General features: G+C 67.6%; 18 protein-coding genes. 9 read left to right on the top strand and 9 right to left on the bottom strand.

The window, feature by feature from the left end:
- Positions 1-21 precede the first annotated feature (21 nt).
- A complete protein-coding gene (gene hydA / locus HWY37_RS22490; RefSeq protein WP_175207859.1) occupies positions 22-1,491 on the bottom strand; it encodes a dihydropyrimidinase in 1,470 nt (489 codons plus the stop codon).
- 266 nt (positions 1,492-1,757) lie between these two features.
- On the bottom strand, positions 1,758-2,183 hold the full coding sequence (locus HWY37_RS22485; RefSeq protein WP_175207860.1) for an Lrp/AsnC family transcriptional regulator: 426 nt from the start codon (positions 2,181-2,183) through the stop codon (positions 1,758-1,760).
- A 124-nt stretch (positions 2,184-2,307) separates the two neighbouring features.
- Between HWY37_RS22485 and HWY37_RS22480 the strand changes: the two genes are divergently transcribed.
- Positions 2,308-3,348 (top strand): ornithine cyclodeaminase, encoded by a 1,041-nt coding sequence (locus tag HWY37_RS22480; RefSeq protein WP_176089887.1) that lies wholly within the window; start codon positions 2,308-2,310, stop codon positions 3,346-3,348.
- A gap of 84 nt (positions 3,349-3,432) precedes the next feature.
- Here the strand turns inward: HWY37_RS22480 and HWY37_RS22475 are convergent, their stop codons facing one another.
- From HWY37_RS22475 to panB, 3 genes are all read right to left on the bottom strand, one after another.
- Complete coding sequence (locus HWY37_RS22475) at positions 3,433-3,645, bottom strand: DUF1059 domain-containing protein (protein WP_176089886.1); 213 nt, start codon at positions 3,643-3,645, stop codon at positions 3,433-3,435.
- A 219-nt stretch (positions 3,646-3,864) separates the two neighbouring features.
- On the bottom strand, positions 3,865-4,974 hold the full coding sequence (locus HWY37_RS22470; protein ID WP_175207863.1) for a YcjF family protein: 1,110 nt from the start codon (positions 4,972-4,974) through the stop codon (positions 3,865-3,867).
- Between the two features lie 56 nt (positions 4,975-5,030).
- Entirely contained in the window at positions 5,031-5,876 is an 846-nt protein-coding gene (gene panB / locus HWY37_RS22465) for a 3-methyl-2-oxobutanoate hydroxymethyltransferase (protein WP_175207864.1), read from the bottom strand.
- A 327-nt stretch (positions 5,877-6,203) separates the two neighbouring features.
- On the opposite strand from panB, the gene HWY37_RS22460 reads away from it, so the two are divergent.
- A complete protein-coding gene (locus HWY37_RS22460; protein WP_175207865.1) occupies positions 6,204-6,632 on the top strand; it encodes a glycosyltransferase in 429 nt (142 codons plus the stop codon).
- 9 nt (positions 6,633-6,641) lie between these two features.
- Here the strand turns inward: HWY37_RS22460 and HWY37_RS22455 are convergent, their stop codons facing one another.
- The 3 genes from HWY37_RS22455 to HWY37_RS22445 all read right to left on the bottom strand — a co-directional run bounded on the left by HWY37_RS22455 (position 6,642) and on the right by HWY37_RS22445 (position 10,147).
- Positions 6,642-8,555, bottom strand: a complete 1,914-nt coding sequence (locus HWY37_RS22455) for a bifunctional metallophosphatase/5'-nucleotidase (RefSeq protein WP_175207866.1) — start codon at positions 8,553-8,555, stop codon at positions 6,642-6,644.
- Between the two features lie 164 nt (positions 8,556-8,719).
- A complete protein-coding gene (locus HWY37_RS22450; protein ID WP_175207867.1) occupies positions 8,720-9,829 on the bottom strand; it encodes an S-(hydroxymethyl)glutathione dehydrogenase/class III alcohol dehydrogenase in 1,110 nt (369 codons plus the stop codon).
- A gap of 27 nt (positions 9,830-9,856) precedes the next feature.
- Positions 9,857-10,147: a metal-sensing transcriptional repressor gene (locus HWY37_RS22445; RefSeq protein ID WP_041652083.1), complete on the bottom strand. Its 291-nt coding sequence runs from the start codon at positions 10,145-10,147 to the stop codon at positions 9,857-9,859.
- Positions 10,148-10,357: 210 nt separating this feature from the next.
- On the opposite strand from HWY37_RS22445, the gene hutC reads away from it, so the two are divergent.
- The 7 genes from hutC (at position 10,358) to HWY37_RS22410 (ending at position 18,917) form a co-directional block, all read left to right on the top strand.
- The gene (hutC, locus tag HWY37_RS22440) at positions 10,358-11,101 is read left to right on the top strand and encodes a histidine utilization transcriptional repressor HutC (protein WP_258129536.1); all 744 of its coding nucleotides are present in this window, start codon (positions 10,358-10,360) and stop codon (positions 11,099-11,101) included.
- Positions 11,098-11,700, top strand: coding sequence for a HutD/Ves family protein (locus HWY37_RS22435; RefSeq protein WP_176089885.1), 603 nt, complete (start codon positions 11,098-11,100; stop codon positions 11,698-11,700). The genes hutC and HWY37_RS22435 overlap by 4 nt, the downstream gene beginning before the upstream one ends.
- A 207-nt stretch (positions 11,701-11,907) precedes the next feature.
- Positions 11,908-13,596 (top strand): urocanate hydratase, encoded by a 1,689-nt coding sequence (hutU, locus tag HWY37_RS22430; RefSeq protein WP_176089884.1) that lies wholly within the window; start codon positions 11,908-11,910, stop codon positions 13,594-13,596.
- A gap of 82 nt (positions 13,597-13,678) precedes the next feature.
- Positions 13,679-15,208 carry a histidine ammonia-lyase gene (gene hutH, locus HWY37_RS22425; protein ID WP_176089883.1) on the top strand — a complete coding sequence of 510 codons (1,530 nt, stop codon included), beginning with the start codon at positions 13,679-13,681 and terminating at the stop codon, positions 15,206-15,208.
- 119 nt (positions 15,209-15,327) lie between these two features.
- Positions 15,328-16,722, top strand: a complete 1,395-nt coding sequence (locus HWY37_RS22420) for an amino acid permease (RefSeq protein WP_281372261.1) — start codon at positions 15,328-15,330, stop codon at positions 16,720-16,722.
- 62 nt (positions 16,723-16,784) lie between these two features.
- On the top strand, positions 16,785-18,002 hold the full coding sequence (gene hutI, locus HWY37_RS22415) for an imidazolonepropionase (RefSeq protein ID WP_176089881.1): 1,218 nt from the start codon (positions 16,785-16,787) through the stop codon (positions 18,000-18,002).
- A gap of 162 nt (positions 18,003-18,164) precedes the next feature.
- Positions 18,165-18,917, top strand: a complete 753-nt coding sequence (locus HWY37_RS22410) for a carbon-nitrogen hydrolase family protein (protein WP_246302377.1) — start codon at positions 18,165-18,167, stop codon at positions 18,915-18,917.
- A 28-nt stretch (positions 18,918-18,945) separates the two neighbouring features.
- On the opposite strand, the gene HWY37_RS22405 is transcribed toward HWY37_RS22410, so the two are convergent.
- Complete coding sequence (locus tag HWY37_RS22405) at positions 18,946-20,355, bottom strand: MFS transporter (protein WP_175207874.1); 1,410 nt, start codon at positions 20,353-20,355, stop codon at positions 18,946-18,948.
- Positions 20,356-20,414: the final 59 nt, after the last annotated feature.

The raw sequence follows: 20,414 nt of genomic DNA, 5'->3' as shown, positions 1-20,414 counted from the left end.
TTGCGTGCCCTGCGCCGTGGTCTACGGCTCGATCACGGTCGGAAAAATCTTGCGCAGCAGGGCGGCGCGCGGACTGATCTCGCGCGTTTTCTGCAGCGGGGCGGGCAGGCCGCGGGCGATGAATTGACCCCGGCCGCGCTCGGCGTTCAGCCGGCCTTCGTCGATGATGACGGCGCCGCGGCTGATCACCGTGACGGGCCAGCCAGTGACCTGGCGGCCCTCGTAAGGCGTGTAGCCCACGGCGTCGTGCAGGCCGGCGGCGCTCACCGTCACGGTCTTCTCCGGATCCCAGATCGCGATGTCGGCGTCGGCGCCCACAGAAAGCGTGCCTTTGCGCGGGTACAGGCCGTACATGCGGGCGTGGTTGGTCGAGGTCAGCGCCACGAACTGCTGCAGGCTGAGGCGGCCGCTGCGCACGCCTTCCGAGAACAGCAGCGGCATGCGCACTTCCAGCCCTGGCAGGCCGTTGGCGATCTGCTTGAACGTGGTGGCGTCGCCGGCGGGCAGCTTGCCGGATTCGTCATAGCGGTACGGCGCATGGTCTGAAGACAACAGCGCCAGCGTGCCGCTATCCAGGCTCTGCCACAGCGCTTGCTGCGATACCGGGTCGCGCGGCGGCGGGCTGCAGCAGAACTTGGCGCCTTCGACGCCGGGGATGTCGATGTCTTCGGCGGTCAGCAGCAGGTAATGGGGGCAGGTTTCGCCATAGACGGGCGCGCCCAGCGTTTGCGCCGCGTGGATCGCCTGTGCGCCGCCCTGGGTCGACACATGCACGATCAGGACCGGCACTTCCAGTACTGCGGCGAGCTTGATGGCGCGTTGTGTCGCTTCGGTCTCCGCAATGGGGTCATGACTGACGGCGTGGTATTTCGGCGCCGTGTGTCCGGCCGCTAGCAGGTGGCGCGCAATCCAGCTGATGACGTCGTTGTTTTCGGCGTGGACCATCGGCAGCGCGCCTTCGCGCGCCGCGATGGCGAACACGTCCAGCAGTTGTTTGTCGTCCAGCTTGAGTTTGTCGTAGGTCATGAAGACCTTGAACGACGTGATGCCCGCGCGGATCAGCTCGGGCAGGTCGCGGTTCAGCGTTTCGGGCGTGGGGTCGGAGATGATCAGGTGGTAGCTGTAATCGATCACCGATTTTTCGGCGGCCGAGGCGGCATAGGCATCCGCCACCTGGCGCAACGATTGGCCGCGATGCTGCGCGGCGAACGGCACGATGGTGGTATTGCCGCCATGGGCCGCGGAAACGGAGGCGCTGTGCCAATCGTCGGCGCACAGCACGCCCATGCTGGAAAGTTGTTCTACGTGGCAGTGGCTGTCGATGCCGCCAGGCATGACCAGTTTGCCGCTTGCGTCGATGGCGCGGCGGCCTGCTGGCAACGATGTCGACATCGCGGCGATGACGCCGTCCACAATGCCGATATCGCCGATGAAGTCGGCGTCGGCCGTCACGATGCGGCCGTTGTGCAGGGTCAGATCGAAGTCTGTCATGGGAATCCGAGCGCGGGGAAGGGCATGCCGCGGCGCGCGCGGCGGCGCGCCCGGCGGAAGACGCAAGCATGCATGCGTACCGGGAAATCGGAAACCACGCGGCAGGCCCGCGCGCCGCCGCGAACGGCGCGCGGGGATTTACGCTAAGACCATGATTCGGCGGGCTATTTAACGGACAGGGAGAGGCTGCCCGCGCACCATGCATAACGCTGGATCATGGAGGCTATGCAAAGTTTTATATCGGGTTTCCCCGGGGCAATCCGAGCTCAGAGCGCCTTGAAGGTCTTGAGATGGATGCTGGTTTCCGTGGCGGAAATGCCCTTGAGCGTGCGCAGGCGGTCCAGCACTTCGGACAGCTGGTCGATGGTGGGCACGCGCAGTTCGGCCAGCAGGTCCCAGCGGCCGTTGGTGTCGTGCAGGCCCGCCACGCTGGGTTCGCCCATCAGCAGGCTCACGATCTTGCGGGTTTCATGGCCTTCGACGGCGATGCTCATCCAGGCGACGATGTCCTCGGTTTCGACCTCCGGGCGCAGCCGCACGGTGTAGCCCCGGATGATGCCCCGTTCTTCCAGTTTCCGGATGCGGTTGTCGATGGTGCCGCGGGAGACGTCGAGTTTTTTCGCCAGGGTGGCGACGGACATGCGGGCGTCGGCGCGCAGCAGGCCCAGCAGGTTCTGATCTAGCGTGTCCATTGTTAGAAGTGCTATTTTTCGCTGGCAGAATGGCAGAATCTTAGCGTTTTGTGTGGATTGTTGTCACTATTAATTGGTTTGCCCATCCCCCAGAATTTCTGTTCCATAACTAGGGGAGAACAAATTGACGACCTTGCTTTCAACTTCCGAGGTGGCGAAGATCGTGGCCCTGCAAGGCCCGCAACAGGTCTTTGCCGGCATGCTGGACTATCTGCTGTCGGACTTTCTTCGATGGCAGGAATTCGACAAGAGCGCGCGGGTAGCCAGCCATTCCGCGACCGGCGTGATCGAATTGATGCCCACCGCCGACAGCGATTACTACACCTTCAAATACGTCAACGGCCATCCGGGCAATCCGTTGGCCGGACTGTCCACCGTGATGGCCTTCGGCGCGCTGGCGCAGGTCGGCACCGGCGAGCCGCTGCTGATCAGCGAACTGACGCTGACCACTGCCCTGCGCACCGCGGCGACCTCCGCCTTGGCGGCGCGCGCGCTGGCGCGGCCGGATTCGCGCAAGATGGCGCTGATCGGCAACGGCGCGCAAAGCGAATTCCAGGCGCTGGCCTTCCATTACATCCTCGGCATCGACACGCTGCACGTTTATGACGTGGACGCAGGCGCCACCCGCAAGCTTGAAAGCAACCTGGCTTCAGTGCCCGGCTTGCGCGTGGTGCGCTTCGATAGTGCGGCAGAGGCGGCCAAGGGCACGGACATCGTCACCACCGTGACGGCGGACAAGGCCTACGCCACGATCCTGACCGCGGACATGGTCGAGCCGGGCATGCACATCAACGCCGTGGGCGGCGACTGCCCGGGCAAGACGGAACTGCACGCCGACGTGCTGCGCGCGGGACCGGTGTTCGTGGAATACGAGCCGCAGACGCGCATCGAAGGCGACCTGCAGCAGATGCCGGCGGACTTCGCGGTGACGGAACTGTGGCGGGTGCTGACCGGCCAGAGCGCCGGCCGCAAGAGCGCGGCGGAAGTGACCATCTTCGACTCGGTCGGTTTTGCGCTGGAGGACTTCTCGGCGCTGCGCTGGCTGCGCGACGCCGCCGCACGCCACGGCATCGGCGCCCGCATCGAGGTGGCGCCGCAACTGCCGGATCCGAAGAACCTGTTCGACGTGGTGCGCGCGGCGCAGCCCGCGCACGCCCGGGCCTAGTGCCGGCGATGGCTGCGTCTTCATGGCGCGGCCCGGCTGCCGGCGCGGGGACGCGCCGGCGTTGATGCGATGGCGGCCGCGCGGTCAGGCGCGGCGCGGGGTCTCCATCGGCGGCGTGCCGTCGTGGAACAGCGACTTCAGCTGCGAGCGCAGCTCGGGACTGTCCGTGTGCTTGTGGACCGTGGTGGCGTGCTGCACGGCCGCTTCCAGCAGTTCCTTTTCGGAATCCGCGGCCAAGGCCACCGAGCAATTCATTTCACTGGGGTACTCGCGGCAATCGATGTATTTGCGAGTCATGAGAGTCTCCCTGCGCGCAGGCCGCCTGGGCCTGCGCAAGAACATCCGGCGCGCGGCGGCGGACGTCCGGGCCGCTGGCGCGTCGCAGCGGCGGGGGCGGTTTGAAAAGTATAGATCTGGCGCCGTGAGCGCGTTGCGGTTCGCAAGTGGCGGTCCGCGCTGGCGCACAAAAGAGGCCTCGCCGCACTAGTGCGCAAGCACCAGTGCGGATGCGGCGTCTCAGAAGCTGACGCGCTGCTTCAGAGCCTTGGCGATCATGGCGGTGTCGATGTCCTTGCCGGGATTCTTCAGGCAGAAGTCGTACAGCACGGCCACATAGGCGTTGCCCAGCAGCTTGGTGATGGTGCCGGCGGTGGTGGCGGCGATGGTGCCGCCCACCGCGCTGCCCGCGCCGGGGATGAACTTCAGCAGGCCCGAGACGACCGAACGGCCGATCAAGGTGGCGGCGGACGCACCCAGCGTGGAGGTGACCAGCGTGGTGATGGCGGCGGTGTCCAGTTCCATGCCGAAGGTGATGCCGATCTTGGCGATCATGCCGACCTGGATGGGCACCAGCGCAAAGGCGTCCGAGAACGGAATGGGCGCGGCGGCGGCCGACGCGGCCAGACCGGCGGCCACATTGACCTCTATCTCAGCCCGCTTTTTTTTTACTTCCAGGGCCTTCTTGTTGCGGGTGGATAGGGCGTTGGCATAGGCCCGCTGCTGCGCCTCGGGAATGTGCTGGGCGGTGGCCTCGATCAGGTTGTCCAGGCCCATGGGCGGCAACTCGGCGTCCAGTTCCTCGATCCATTCCGGCAGCGCGCGCACCGCCACCACCTGCTTGGCGCGCGGCAGCAGCTTGCGCGCTTCGTCGACGAAGGGGCTGTTCTTGCGCGCCTTGGTCAGCACCGCCACGACCGGGATGCCGGCGTTGGACAGCATGTCGCACAGCTCGATCTCGGCGTCCTCGACGCGATGGCTGCTGTCCTGGATGCAGAGCCAGGCCACGTGCAGATGCCGGTCCTGGTCGTCGGAGGCGGAGCGCTCCTGGATCAGGTCCGCCAGCTGCTGGCGCGAGCGCTCGTAGTCGCCGACTTCCAGGCCGCGGGTGTCGATGATGGTGAGCGGATGGCCGGCCCGGGTGAATTCCTGGGTGGACTGGGTGACGGGCTTGCCCGCGCCGGTCTTGGCCAGGTCGCCCCGGAACACGGCATTGATCAGCGTGCTCTTGCCCACGCCGGTCTTGCCCGCGATCAGGATGTTCACGCGCCCGGCGCCGCGCGTCGCGGTGCTGATGGCGTCCGCGATGGCGTCCTGCAATTGGGGCGGGTCCATGCGAGGCGTGCTCATGAGGTGTGCGCAAAGTAAGACATGGGAACGATTCTAGCGAGAAATGCGCGCCGCCATCAGGCGCCGCCGGGCACGCCGTACAGGTGCGCGGATGCCGGGAACTGGCGCGTCCGGACCTCGGCGGCATAGGCCTGCGCCGCCTGCTGGATGCGGCCGGCCAGGTCGTCGTAGCGCTTCACGAAGCGCGCGGTGCGCTCGAACATGCCGAGCATGTCGTCCACCACCAGCACCTGGCCGTCGCATTGGGCGGACGCGCCTATGCCTATGGTCGGGCAGGAAACGGCCTGGGTGATCGAGGCCGCCAGCGGCTCGACCACGCCTTCGATCACCAGCGCGAAGGCGCCGGCGTCCGCCACGGCGGCGGCATCGGCGGCGATGCGGGCGTACTCCGCTTCGCCGCGGCCGCGCGCGCCATAGCCGCCCAGGATGTTGACCGCTTGAGGCGTCAGTCCCACGTGGCCCATGACCGGAATCCCGCGGGCCGACAGATAGGCCACCGTGGGCGCGATGCTCTGGCCTCCTTCCAGCTTGACCGCGCCGGCCCCGGTTTCCTTCATGACGCGCGCGGCGCTGCGGAAGGCCTGCTCGGGGCTTTCCTCGTAGCTGCCGAAAGGCATGTCGACGACCACCAGCGCGCGCCGCGAGCCGCGCACGACGGCGGCGCCGTGCGCAATCATCATGTCCAGGGTCACGGGCACGGTGGAAGGCAGGCCGTAGATGGTTTGCGCCAGGCTGTCGCCGACCAGCAGGGCGTCGCAATGCGGGTCCAGCAGTTCGGCCATGCGCGCCGTATAGGCCGTCAGCATCACCAAAGGCTCCTGGCGCTTGCGGGCGCGAAAGCCCGGCACGGTCAGGCGGGGGCCGGCGGCCGCGGCGGCGTTCAGGGTGGCGGTCGTAGACATCGAATTCCTTCCTATCCAGGGTCCAGTATTTGAGTCGGAATATTGCGATATGTGTTGCGCTATGCGCATCGTAGCGGAAGGACGGGCAGGCTTGCCGCGCGAATCGGCGGCCGATCTTTGCGGCAAAACGTAATCGCAGGTTTTGGGGGCGACGGCGGGGCGGCCCAGCAGGCGCGGCGTGAGCGCCGGGGAAGGCGGATTTCCAGGGGCCGCAAAGCGTTACATCTGTACGGGTTCGCTCGCTTTTTCAGCGTGCCACCTGCTTAGAATCGATTCCTCGCAAGCTTTCCCTGCGGCTGCCGAGCAACCGCGGACGGATGTAAGGCCATGAAGATTCTGTACACCCATTTGCAGCAAGCCGATGACGCCGGCTATATCGGCAGCGTGATGCCGCTGGCGCGCATCCTCTGTGAGAAATCGCAGGTGACGGTGGCCGCGCCGGCCAGCAGCCGCCTGCTGGCCCAGGCCGGCGCCTTGCCCGGCGTGCGCACGCTGGCCCTGGATTTCAAGGGCGGTCCGTTGCAGCGGCTGCGCGCGTTGAGCCATTTGCGCGCCCTGCTGCGCGACGGGCGCTTCGACGTGGTCCATGTCAACGGTCTGGCCGACAGGCGCCTGTGCATGCTGGCGACCTTGGGCCTGGGGGCCAGGCGCCCCTTCATGGTCCGCGCCCAGCCGCTGCTGGCGCAGCGCCTGCAGGCCAGGCGCGCCGCTGACGGTCTCGGCGCCCTGGGCCGCTTGCGCGAGCCCAGGGCCTGAGCCCGACCCTTACTCGCTGTACGTCTTGGTGCTGTACAGGCTGACGGGCAGCAGGTTCAGCACCGGCAGGCCGCTGACGGGATCCTTGGCCTGCTTGTCGATGTAGGCCTGCAGCACGTCGGCATCCAGCACCCCGATGTCCTGGCGGCGCGAGGCCGGCACGCTGGCCAGGGTCTTGTAGCCGTCGCCGCCGGTGGCGTTGAAGCTCAGCACGAACAGCTTGTAGCTGCGGCTGGCGTCCAGCGGCAGCCAGTTGCCGCTGGCCTGGTCCCGCACCTCGATGTTGGACACGCGGCTGCCCTGGGCCTGGGCCGCGTTCACGTCCCAGCGCAGGCCGCCCGCATACGGATACGGGCCGGTCGAGCCGCCCGGGCCGTAGACCGCCTGCATGCCGTCCTCCAGCATGCTCTTGACCTCGGCGCCGGTGACGTCCAGGCGCCACAGCATATTGCCGAAGGGCACCACTTCGATCACGTTGGCCGCGGTCACGTTGCCCTGCAAGGGCACGCGCACGCCGCCGCCGCTTTGCAGCGAGATATCGGCGCCGCCGTAGCTGGCGTTGGCCACGTCCAGGTAGGCCTGGGCCACCAGCTGCTGGATGTCGCCGCCGCGCAGGCTGACGCTGCCCAAGGTGTTGCAGGCGACGCTGGAACGGCTGTAGTCGCGCGTGCCGGGGCCGCCGGGCACGCGGCGCGAGCACAGTTCCTGCGGCACCGAGGCGACCAGGCTGCGGCTGAACTGGTCGACCTTGGCCTTGAACGGCTGTAGCACGGCCGCGGCCTGGGCGTCGGGCGCCTGCATGCGCAGGAAGCCGCTGGCCTGCACGTCCGCCAGGATCGCGGTTTCGTCCGCGGCCGAGGGGGCGGCGCCCGCCACCTTGAGCGGACCGTCCATCAGCACGTGCGGCGTGCCGGCGCAGGAAGTCACGTCGCCGTTGGCGTCGAAGCTCACCTTCAGTTCGCCCACCACTTGCGAATACTCCCAGGCCTGCACCAGGCAAACGCGCTTGCCATCCTTATTCTGCAGCACGGTGGGGTAGGCGCCGGCGGGCGAGCCCACGCCGTAATCCGCCATGGCGGCGGGCCCCAGCAGCGTGTGGGAATCGCCGCCCACCACCACGTCCACGCCGCTCAATTGCTGAATGATCTGCTTGTCGTAGTCGTAGCCGATATGGCTCATCACCACGATCTTGTTCACGCCTTGCGCGCGCAGTGCGTCGATCTGTTTTTGCGCCGCGGCGGTCTCGTCCGAGAACAGCGTGCCGGCGTCGGGGCTGGACGACTGCTGCGTCTTGGCGGCGATGGTCAGGCCGATCAGGCCGATGTCCTGGCCGTCGCGCTTGAGGATGACGGCGGGCTTGACCATGCCGGGGGCGCGCGACGGATTCAGCGCTGAGCCGGCGGCGAAGGTGACGTTGGCGCTCAGCACCGGCGTCTGGCAGGTTCCCGCGTGCAGCAGTTCGATGAAGCGCTTCAGGCCGCTGTCGCCCTTGTCGAACTCGTGGTTGCCCAGCGTCATGGCATCGAAGCAGACGGTGTTCATCATCGCCGCGTCGGCTTCGCCGGGCTCGCCGGCGCGGTTGAAGTACAGCGTGCCGGTGGTGGCGTCGCCGGCGTGCAGCTTGAGCACGTTGGCGGATTGCGCCGACAGCGCATTGATCGCGCCCGTCACTCGCGGGAAGCCGCCGACGTCGGCGTTCACGGCCACGCGCCCGCCCGAGGCCGTCTTGAGTTTCAGGTCTTTTTTCTTGCTGTCCAGGTTGGAGTGATGATCGTTGATGTGCAGGATCGTCAGTTCCAGCGGCTTGCCGGGTTCGGGGGGCTTGGGGGCGGGCGTATCGTCGTCGTCGCTGCCGCCGCAACCGGCCAGGAGCGCCAGGACGCTCAGCATCGCCGCGCCCGCCTGTTTCTTCCACGTGTTCATTCGTGTGTATCCCTCTGGTTCTTGGAGGGCGAATGGTCGCGGGTGAAGATGACGCGGAAATGAATGACAGTGCTGTCACATGGCGCGCGACATGTCGCGCGCCTGTCATGAAACGGCACGGGCCCGGCGCGATGCGCGCCGGGCCCGTGTTCGCAAGCGGAAGCTTAGTAGTGGATGACCGTGCGGATCGACTTGCCTTCGTGCATCAGATCGAAGGCTTCGTTGATGCGCTCCAGCGGCAGCGTGTGCGTCACGAACGGATCCAGGTCGATCTTGCCGCTCATGGCGTCTTCCACCATGCCCGGCAGCTGCGTGCGGCCCTTGACGCCGCCGAAGGCCGAACCGCGCCAGACGCGGCCGGTGACCAGCTGGAACGGACGGGTGCTGATTTCCTGGCCGGCGCCGGCCACGCCGATGATGATGCTCTCGCCCCAGCCCTTGTGGCAGCATTCCAGCGCCGCGCGCATCACGTGCACGTTGCCGATGCACTCGAACGAGAAGTCCACGCCGCCGTCGGTCATGTCGACGATGACTTCCTGGATCGGCTTGTCGTGGTCCTTGGGGTTGACGCAGTCGGTCGCGCCCATGGCGCTGGCCAGCACGAACTTGTTGGGGTTGGTGTCCACGGCGATGATGCGGCCGGCCTTGGCCTGCACCGCGCCCTGGATCACGGCCAGGCCGATGCCGCCCAGGCCGAACACGGCGACGGTGTCGCCTTCCTTGACCTTGGCGGTGTTGTGCACGGCGCCCAGGCCGGTGGTGACGCCGCAGCCCAACAGGCACACCTTTTCATGGGGCGCCGCGGGGTTGATCTTGGCTAGCGAGATTTCGTTGACCACGGTGTATTCGCTGAAGGTCGAGCAGCCCATGTAGTGGTAGAGCGGCTTGCCGTCGTAGCTGAAGCGCGAGGTGCCGTCGGGCATGACGCCCTTGCCTTGCGTGGCGCGCACCTTCTGGCACAGGTTGGTCTTGCCGGACAGGCAGAACTTGCACTCGCGGCATTCGGCCGTGTAGAGCGGAATGACGTGGTCGCCCGGCTTCAGCGAGGTCACGCCCTCGCCCACTTCAACGACGACGCCGGCGCCTTCGTGGCCCAGCACCGCGGGGAACAGGCCTTCAGGGTCGTCGCCGCTGAGGGTAAAGGCGTCGGTGTGGCAGACGCCGGTGTGGGTGATCTTCACCAGCACCTCGCCGCGCTGCGGGGGCGCGACGTCGATTTCAACGATTTCCAGCGGCTTGCCGGGTCCGAATGCGACTGCTGCGCGTGATTTCATAGCTAGGCTCCACGTATGTCAGATGGTTTATTTCAAATAGGAACGGACCAGGCGCATCAGGAGATCGATCTCCGCTTCGGGTTCGATCGTGGCGTCCTGGCGTCCGCCCTGGGCGGATTGGAGGAAGGTTTCACGCAGATGGCTTTCCAGCACCTCGGCCATCAGGCCGGTGGCGGCGCCGCGCAGGGCGGCCAGCTGTTGCAGCAGCGCCCCGCATTCCGTGCCTTCGTTCACGGCCCGTTCCAGCGCCAGCGCCTGGCCCTGGATGCGGCGCAGGCGGGTGACGACGCGTTTTTTCTCTTCCGGGGAGTGCGGCACGGCGGGCTCCGATGAATACAGGGGGGGAGTATAGAAAATATGGCGGCCCCAGTCCACTACGGTACTGCGGAGCCGCGCGCGATGCCTGGCCGCGCCTTGAGGCCGGCAGCCGTGGCCGGGTCCATTGCGCCGCGCCTCAAGCTATCTGTACCTGTCTATACTAGACGCTGACCGCAAGCGGCTGCCCAGCGCCGCACTACAGGACTCCCCGTGGCCTCGACTCCTCCCAAATTGCCCATCCAAGCCAACGCCCCGCCTGCCCCGCTCTACGCGCAGGTCAAGCAGATGATCGCGCAGCAGATCCGCAGCGGCGCGTGGCCGGAACACTACCGGGTGCCGTCGGAAAGCGAATTGGTGGATGAGCTCGGGTTCAGCCGCATGACCATCAATCGCGCCCTGCGCGAACTGACGGCCGAGGGCCTGCTGGTGCGCATGCAGGGCGTGGGCACCTTCGTGGCGCAGCCCAAGGCGCGTTCGGCGCTGTTCGCCGTCAACAACATCGCCGACGAGATCGCGGCGCGCAGGCACCGCCATCACAGCCGCGTGGTCCGCCTGGCGGAAGAGCCGGCGGGTGCGGAACAGGCGTTGGCGCTGGACATTCGCGCGGGGCAGCCGGTCTATCACTCGGTCATCGTCCACTACGAGGACGAGGTGCCGATCCAGCTGGAAGACCGCTACGTGAATGTGCGCCTGGCGCCGGACTATCTGAAGCAGGACTTCACGCAAGGCACGCCGTACGAGTACCTGACGCGGGTGGCGCCGCTGAGCGAAGGCGAGCACGTGGTCGAGGCCATCCTGGCCAAGCCGCGCGAATGCCAGCTGCTGCAGATCGAGCGCGACGAACCCTGTCTGCTGATTACCCGCCGCACCTGGTCTGGCGACCAGACGGTCACCCTGGCCCGCCTGATCCACCCCGGTTCCCGCCATCGCCTGGAAGGCAAGTTCACCACATGAAGCAAGCCGAAGTTCATCTGTACCGCGCCGCCGACTATCCGCGCATGCCCTGGCGCAACGGCGGCGGCACCACGCAGGAAGTCGCCTGCAATCCCGGCGGCAGCACGGCCGCGTTCGACTGGCGCCTGTCCATCGCCGACGTGGCCCAGGACGGCGGCTTTTCGGCCTTCACGGGCTATCAGCGCATCATCACCGTGCTGGAAGGCCAGGGCATCCAGCTCACCGTGGACGGGCAGGAAAAAGCGCCGCTGACGCCGCGTCGCGCCTATGCCTTCTCGGGCGATGCGCAGGTGCAATGCCGCCTGCTGGGTGGGCCGATACGCGATTTCAACCTGATCTACGCGCCGGCGCGTTATCACGCCCGGCTGCAGTGGGTGGCGGGCGTGGATCGTTGGACCTTCCATAGCGCCGCGTCCAGCGTGCTGGTGCTGAATGCGGGCGGCGCGCTGTCGGTGCGCGTCAATGGGGCGCCGCACGCGCTGCCATCGCGCTACGACTGCCTGCACGTCGAGTCGCGGGGCGGCCTGGCCGAATACGGCCTGGAAGCCGCCGCGCCCCTGGATGCCTGCGTGATCGAGTTGCTGCCGCGCAATACCTGATGCTTCGTGCGGCCGCCTTGCGAGCCGCTTCCTCCTGCTGTTTTCAAGATTCCCGGGACGCTTGCCGTCCCGGTTTCTTTTGCACGGGAAATCCCTAATAAAGAATCAGCTTTTATCAGCTTGTATATACAAGCATAGGCATCCTATGATTCAGGCAATCGCAGCGCCTGTTTCGGGCGCGCAGCCGAACCGATCAAGGAGACTCTCTTGGAAAATTCGAACCGATACCGCGACGTGGTCATCCGTGCGCCGCGCGGCACGCAACTGAACGCCAAGAGCTGGCTGACCGAGGCACCGTTGCGCATGCTGATGAACAACCTGGATCCCGACGTGGCCGAGAACCCCAAGGAACTGGTGGTCTACGGCGGCATCGGCCGCGCCGCCCGCAATTGGGATTGCTACGACAAGATCGTCGAGTCGCTCAAGAACCTGAACGAGGACGAGACCCTGCTGGTGCAGTCCGGCAAGCCGGTGGGCGTCTTCAAGACCCACGCCAACGCGCCGCGCGTGCTGATCGCCAATTCCAACCTGGTGCCTCACTGGGCCACCTGGGAACATTTCAACGAGCTGGACGCCAAGGGCCTGGCCATGTACGGCCAGATGACGGCGGGCAGCTGGATCTACATCGGCAGCCAGGGCATCGTGCAGGGCACCTACGAGACCTTTGTCGAGGCCGGCCGCCAGCACTATGGCGGCAACCTCAAGGGCCGCTGGGTGCTGACGGCGGGCCTGGGCGGCATGGGCGGCGCGCAGCCGCTGGCGGCCACGCTGGCCGGCGCCTGCTCGCTGAACATCGAATGCCAGCAGGCCAGCATCGACTTCCGCCTGCGCACCCGCTACGTGGACGAGCAGGCCAGCGACCTGGACGATGCGCTGGCGCGCATCGCCAAGTACACGCAGGAAGGCCGCGCCGTTTCCATCGCCCTGTGCGGCAACGCCGCCGAGGTCCTGCCCGAACTGGTGCGCCGCGGCGTGCGTCCGGACATGGTCACCGACCAGACCAGCGCGCACGATCCGCTGAACGGCTACCTGCCGCTGGGCTGGACTTGGCAGGACTACCGCGCGCGCGCCAAGAGCGAGCCCGCCGCCGTCATCAAGGCCGCCAAGCAATCGATGGCCGTGCACGTGCAGGCCATGCTGGCGTTCCAGCGCCAGGGCGTGCCGACCTTCGACTACGGCAACAATATCCGCCAGATGGCCAAGGAAGAAGGGGTCGAGAACGCATTCGACTTCCCGGGTTTCGTGCCCGCCTACATCCGTCCGCTGTTCTGCCGCGGCGTGGGCCCGTTCCGCTGGGCCGCGCTGTCGGGCGATCCGCAAGACATCTACAAGACCGACGCCAAGGTCAAGGAACTGATTCCCGACGATGCGCACTTGCACCGCTGGCTGGACATGGCGCGCGAGCGCATCAGTTTCCAAGGCTTGCCGGCGCGCATATGCTGGGTGGGATTGGGGCAGCGCGCCAAGCTGGGCCTGGCGTTCAATGAAATGGTGCGCACGGGTGAACTGTCGGCGCCCATCGTCATCGGCCGCGACCACCTGGATTCCGGCTCCGTCGCCAGCCCCAACCGCGAAACCGAATCCATGCGCGACGGTTCGGACGCCGTGTCCGACTGGCCGTTGCTGAACGCCCTGCTGAACACCGCCAGCGGCGCGACCTGGGTTTCGCTGCATCACGGCGGCGGCGTGGGCATGGGCTTCTCGCAGCATGCCGGCATGGTCATCGTGTGCGATGGCACGGATGCGGCGGCCGAGCGCATCGCCCGCGTGCTGACCAACGATCCGGGCACGGGCGTCATGCGTCACGCGGACGCCGGCTATGACATCGCGATCCAGTGCGCGCAGGAGCAAGGCCTGAACCTGCCGATGCTGAACGGCAAGCGCCAGGCCGGCTGAAGCCCTCCATCAACGATCCGGCGCGAGCGCCGGTGCAACAACGATTTTGCATGGCGCCGGCAAGCGGCGCAGGAGACCCAGAATGGATTTGCATTTGAAGCCCGGCCAATTGACCTTGGCGGATCTGCGGCGCGTCTACCAGCAGCCGGTACGCGTGACGCTGGACCCGGCCGCCGGGGGCGCCATCGACGCCAGCGTGGCGACGGTCGAGCGCATCATCGCGGAGGGCAGGACGGTCTACGGCATCAATACGGGCTTCGGCTTGCTGGCGTCGACCAAGATCGCCCGCGAGGACCTGGAGGCGCTGCAAAGCTCGCTGGTGCGTTCGCACGCCGCGGGCGTGGGCGAGGCGTTGGACGACGCCATGGTGCGCCTGATCATGGTGCTGAAGATCAACAGCCTGGCGCGCGGCTATTCTGGCATACGCCGCCAGGTCATCGACAGCCTGATCGCGTTGCTGAACGCCGGCGTCTACCCGCACATTCCCTTGAAGGGCTCGGTGGGCGCGTCGGGCGACCTGGCGCCGCTGGCGCATATGTCGATGGTGCTGCTGGGCGAAAGCCGCGCCCGCTACCAGGGTGCATGGCTGGCCGCGCCCGAGGCGCTGGCTCGCGCGGGCCTGGCGCCGCTGACGCTGGCGGCCAAGGAAGGCCTGGCGCTGCTGAACGGGACCCAGGTGTCCACCGCCTATGCCCTGCGCGGCCTGTTCGAAGCCGAGGACATGATGGCGGCCGGCCTGGTGTGCGGCAGCCTCAGCGTGGAAGCGATGCTTGGGTCGCGCGTGCCGTTCGACGCCCGCATCCACGCCGCGCGCGGCCAGCCCGGCCAGATCGCCGTGGCGGCGGCCTATCGCGAACTGCTGCAAAGCGATAGCGAGGTCGGCCATTCGCACGCGGATTGCGAAAAGGTCCAGGACCCGTACTCGCTGCGCTGCCAGCCGCAGGTGATGGGCGCCTGCCTGACGCAGATCCGGCATGCCGCGCAGGTGCTGGAAATCGAATCCAACGCGGTCTCGGACAACCCGCTGGTCTTCGTGGAGCAGGGCGACGTGATCTCGGGCGGCAACTTCCACGCCGAACCCGTGGCGATGGTGGCCGACAATCTCGCGCTGGCGCTGGCCGAGATCGGCGCCTTGTCCGAACGCCGCATCGCGCTGATGATGGACAAGCACATGTCGCAGCTGCCGCCGTTCCTGGTCGCCAAGGGCGGCGTGAATTCGGGCTTCATGATCGCGCAGGTGACTGCTGCGGCGCTGGCCAGCGACAACAAGGCGCTGGCCCATCCGGCCAGCGTCGACAGCATGCCTACCTCCGCCAACCAGGAGGACCACGTGTCCATGGCGCCCAATGCCGGCAAGCGTTTGTGGGCGATGGCCGAGAACGTGCGCGGCATCCTGGCGATCGAATGGCTGGGGGCGTGCCAGGGCCTGGATTTCCGCGAGGGCCTGAAGACTTCGCCCCAGCTCGAACAGGCGCGCCGCGCCTTGCGGGAGAAGGTGCCGCACTACGAGGAAGACCGATTCTTCGCGCCGGATATCGCCGCGGCCAGCGATCTCATCGCCGCGCAGGTCCTGAACGACCTGATGCCCGCGGGCCTGCTGCCCAGCCTTTGATCCCGATCCTGCGGCTCCTGCAGGGAAGCCGCCGTTGTTGCCAGCCATGTGAACGCGCCCGCAGACGGCGCGCGCATGGCGCTTGATGGCGCTCGCCTATAACTTGTATGGAGACAAAAATGCAGGACCTCAAAAGAGGACTGAACGCAAGGCACATACGCTTCGTGGCCCTGGGATCCGCCATCGGAACCGGCCTCTTCTACGGCTCCGCCAAGGCCATCCAGGAGGCCGGCCCGTCGGTGCTGCTGGCCTATCTGATCGCCGGCGCCGCCGTCTACATGGTGATGCGCGCGCTGGGAGAAATGGCGGTGCACAACCCGGTGTCGGGTTCGTTCGGCCAGTACGCCACCAGCTACCTGGGACCGGTCGCCGGTTTTCTGACGGGCTGGACCTATGCCTTCGAGATGGTCATCGTCTGCCTGGCCGACATTACGGCCTTCGGGCTGTACATGGGGTTCTGGTACCCCGACGTGCCGCGCTGGATCTGGGTGCTGTCCATCGTGTGCTTCATCGGCGCGATCAATCTGTGCGCGGTGAAGATATTCGGCGAGCTGGAGTTCTGGCTGTCGCTGCTGAAGGTTGCCGCGATCGTGGCGATGATTGCCGGCGGCCTGGGCATCATGCTGTTCGGTTTCGGCCTGGGCGCGGATAGCGCCGCCACCGGCGTGCACAACCTGTGGGAGCACGGCGGCTTCATGCCGCACGGCGTGGGCGGGCTGATTGCGTCGCTGGCGGTCGTGGTGTTCGCGTTCGGCGGGATCGAGATCATCGGCATCACCGCGGGCGAAGCCCAGGATCCCGGCCGCACCATCCCGCGCGCCATCAATGCGGTGCCGCTGCGCATACTGCTGTTCTATGTGCTGACGCTGTTCGTGCTGATGTCCATCTTTCCGTGGACGCAGATCGGCAGCCAGGGCAGCCCGTTCGTGCAGATCTTCGACAGCCTGGGCATCGGCTCGGCGGCCACCATCCTCAACATCGTGGTGATCTCGGCGGCGGTGTCGGCGATCAACAGCGACATATTCGGCGCCGGCCGCATGCTCTACGGCATGGCGAAACAAGGCCAGGCGCCGCGCGGTTTCGGCATGGTGTCCCGCAACGGCGTGCCGTGGATGACGGTGGTGGTGATGTCGGCGGCGCTGCTGCTGGGCGTGGTGCTGAACTACCTGATCCCGGAAAGCGTGTTCGTGCTGATCGCTTCTATCGCCACGTTCGCCACGGTATGGGTCTGGCTGATGATTCTGTTGTCGCAGGTGGCGATGCGGCGCAAGATGAGCAAGGAAGAGGCCGCGGCCCTGAAATTCCCGGTGCCGTTCTGGCCGGCTGGACCGATAGCCGCCATTGTCTTCATGCTGTTCGTGTTCGGGGTGCTGGGTTATTTCCCCGGGACGCAGGCGGCGCTGGCGGTGGGCGTGGCGTGGATCGCGCTGCTGTGCGTGGCGTACCGTTGTTGGGTGCATCCCAAGCGTCCCTCCGGCGGCGTGCCCGCGCCGGCCGCGCAGGGTTCGGATTGAGTGTTGCGGCGCCGCCCCAGGCCAGGACAGGCCGGTGCGGCGCCGGTTTCAGGAGCAAGCTGATGAGACAGGTATGGCGCAATTTCAACGCCGTCACGATGACGGGGGGCGCCTATGCCCTGATCGAGCGGGCCGCCATGGTGACGCGCGCCGAGCGCATCGAGTGGATCGGCCCCGAAGCCGAACTGCCGCGGACCGACGCGGCGCATGAGCACGACCTGGGCGGCGCCTGGGTCACGCCTGGCCTGATCGATTGCCATACTCACCTGGTGTTCGGCGGCGACCGCAGCCAGGAATTCGAGCAGCGCCTGCAGGGCGTGGATTACGCCACCATTGCCGCGCAAGGCGGCGGCATCGCCAGCACCGTGCGCGCCACGCGCGCCGCCAGCGAGAATGAACTGTATGCCAGCGCGCGCAAGCGGGCCTTGCACCTGCTGCGCGACGGCGTGACCACGCTGGAGGTCAAGTCCGGTTATGGGCTGGATCTGCCCAACGAGCGCAAGATGCTCAGGGTGGCGCGGCGCCTGGGCCAGACCCTGCCGCTGACCGTCAGCGCCACCTGCCTGGCCGCGCATGCGCTGCCGCCCGAATACGCGGGGCGCGCGGATGACTACATCGACGAAGTCGCGCGCCGCATGCTGCCGGTGCTGGCGGCCGAGGGGCTGATCGACGCGGTGGATGCCTTCTGTGAACACCTGGCGTTCACGCCCGGACAGGTCGAGCGCGTGTTCCTGGCCGCGCGCGAGCTGGCCCTGCCCGTGAAGCTGCACGCCGAGCAGCTGTCGCCGCTGCATGGCGCGACGCTGGCGGCGCGCTACGGAGCGTGGTCGGCGGACCATCTGGAGTACCTGATGGAAAGCGATGTGCAGGCCATGGCGCGGGCCGGCACGGTGGCGGTGTTGCTGCCGGGCGCCTTCTACGCCCTGCGTGAGACGCAGCTGCCGCCGGTGGACCTGTTGCGCCGGTATGGCGTGCCCATCGCCATTTCCACCGATCTGAACCCCGGCACTTCACCCGTGCTGTCGTTGCGGCTCATGCTGAGCATGGCTTGCACGCTGTTCAGGCTGACGCCGGAGGAAGCGCTGGCCGGGGTCACCACGCATGCGGCGCAGGCGCTGGGGCTGCAGGCCACGCACGGCACGCTGGAAGCCGGCAAGTACGCGGACTTCGTCGCCTGGGAACTGGGGCATCCGGCGGAGCTGGCCTATTGGATAGGCGGGGACCTGCCCAAGCGTGTGGTCCGGCATGGCGCGCCGGTGGACTTCGCGGCGCTGGACTGAAGCTGGACTGAAAGCGGCGGATCCGGACAGGATTGCGTCCGATACGGACCGTTGGAGCCCGCCCGCGCGCATATGCGCCGCACGCGGTCTACGATGCGCGCAGGACGCGTCCATTCCGGGGCGCGATGCGCGATCAGAAGAGGTGCGGGTATGCGGATATGCATGATGGAGGGGCCGGTCGACCTGGAGCCCCAGGGAGCAACCTGGGAAGGCATGGCCGAGCGTATCGGCGAGCTGGCGCCGGACCTGCTGGTGACCAACGAAATGCCCTTCGGTCCCTGGCTGGCGGCGGACCCCCAATACGATGCGGGCCGCGCGGCGGCATCGGTGCGTCTGCACGAGGCCGGCCTGGAGGCGCTGACGGCGCTGGGCGTGCCGGCCATCGTCTCGTCGCGGCCGGTGCATGCGGGCGAGCGGCTGGCCAACGAGGCCTTCGCCTTGCAGGACGGGCGCTACACCCGGCTGCACCACAAGCAATACTTTCCCGAAGAGCCAGGCTATTTTGAAGCGACCTGGTTCCATTCCGCCTTTGACGGCTTCGAGGTGTTCGAAGTGGGCGGCATACGCCTGGGCGTGCAGCTGTGCACCGAGCTGATGTTCAACGAGCGCTCGCGGCGCTACGGACGCGCGGGCGCGGAGCTGATCGTGGCGCCGCGCGCCAGCAGCCCGTCGACGGGCCGCTGGCTGACGGCGGGCGCCATGGCGGCCCTGGTGTCGGGCTGCTACGTGGTCAGTTCGAACCGCGCGGGACGCACGGCGGCCGGGCAGGTGTTCGGCGGAACGGCGTTCGCGTTCCAACCCGACGGCGAACCCTTGGCGCGGACCAGCGATACGGAGTCCATCGTGGCGATCGACATCGATCCGGCCCGCTCGCGCGCGCAGCAGTCGCTATACCCCTGCTACGTGGGGGAATAACGCCATCCGCGCCCGACGCAACGGGGCGCTAGCGCGGCGTCGGCGCCTGCACCGGTTCCGACGCGTCGAAGCGCAGCCGCGAAAAACTGGCGATGCAGGCCAGCGCGGCGCACACGCAGCCCAGCCACAACGCCGCGATGGCGCCGTGCGTGCTGGACACGTTGAAGCAGGCGGCCACCAGGGCCGCGCCCGAGGCCTGGCCCAGCAGGCGCACCGTACCGATCATGCCGCTGGCGCCGCCGGCCCGCGAGGCCGGCGCCGACATCATGATGGCGCGCAGGTTGGGCGACTGGAAGAAGCCGAAGCCCGCGCCGCAGATGGCCATGCGCCAGCCTATGTCCCAGACGGAAGGCGATGCGGGCATCAGCGCCAGCGCCGCCATGCCCAACGCCAGCAGCGCCAGGCCGACGCCGCCCAGGGCGCCGGCCGCGTAGCGGTCGGACAGCCGGCCCGCGATGGGCGCCATGATCGCCACCACCACCGGCCACGGCGTGATGAGAAAGCCGGTCTGCACCTGGCTGTAGCCCAGCGTGGCCTGGAGCAGGAACGGCAGGGACACGAAGGCCAGCGCCTGCGCCGCGAAGGCGCACACTGCGGTGGCGGCGGACAGGGCGAACAGCGGCCGGCTCAGCAGGTCCACGGCCAGGATGGGCGCGGGGTGCCCGGCCTGGCGGCGCATCAGCAGCCACAGGCTGGCCGCGGCAATGCCCCATTCCAGCGCCACGCGCGGCCAGGGCGCCGCGTGCGCCAGTTCGTTGGAGCCCAGCACGAACAGGCCCAGCGTCAGGGCGCACAGCGCGGCGGCCAGGCCGTCGAAGCGGTGCGGCGCGCGCACGGTCTCGGGCAGCTTGCGCAGGCCCAGCGCGAAGGCCAGCAGGCCGATGGGCACGTTGATCAGGAACAGCCAGTGCCAGGATCCCAGCAGCAGGATGGCCGAGGCCACGGTGGGCCCCGCCGCGAAGGAGATCCCCACCACCATGGCGTTCAGGCCCAGGCCGCGGCCCAGCAGGCGCGAGGGGTAGATGAAGCGCAGCAGCGCGCCGTTGACGCTCATGACGCCCGCCGCGCCCAGGCCTTGCAGCACGCGCGCGGTCACCAGCGTGGGCAGCGACGGCGCCAGGCCGCTGGCCAGCGAGGACAGGATGAAGATGGCCAGCCCCACGATGTAGACGCGCCGGTGGCCCAGGATCTCGCCCAGGGCGGCGGCTGGCAGCAGGCCGGCCACCATGGCCAGCTGATAGCCGCTGACGATCCAGATGGAGCCCGCGTCGCTGGCCTGCAGGTCGCGCGCGATGGTCGGCAGCGCCGTGTTGGCGATGGCGGTGTCCAGGCTGGCCATGCACAGCGCCAGCATGACGGCCAGGAGCGCGCCTGGGCGTTCGGCAGCGGGCAGGCCGACGCCGGCCGGGTAAACGGTGTGGCGGGAGAACGAGAGCATGTGCGGGACCGAGGCGAGGCATCCGGGCAGAAGGCCGGACGCCGTGATCACTGATTCTA

The organism is Achromobacter anxifer, from assembly GCF_903652925.1.
In the GTDB taxonomy this organism is placed as follows: domain Bacteria; phylum Pseudomonadota; class Gammaproteobacteria; order Burkholderiales; family Burkholderiaceae_B; genus Achromobacter; species Achromobacter anxifer.
Note: the sequence above shows the minus strand (reverse complement) of the source record. Positions and strands in the feature narration are given on the sequence as shown.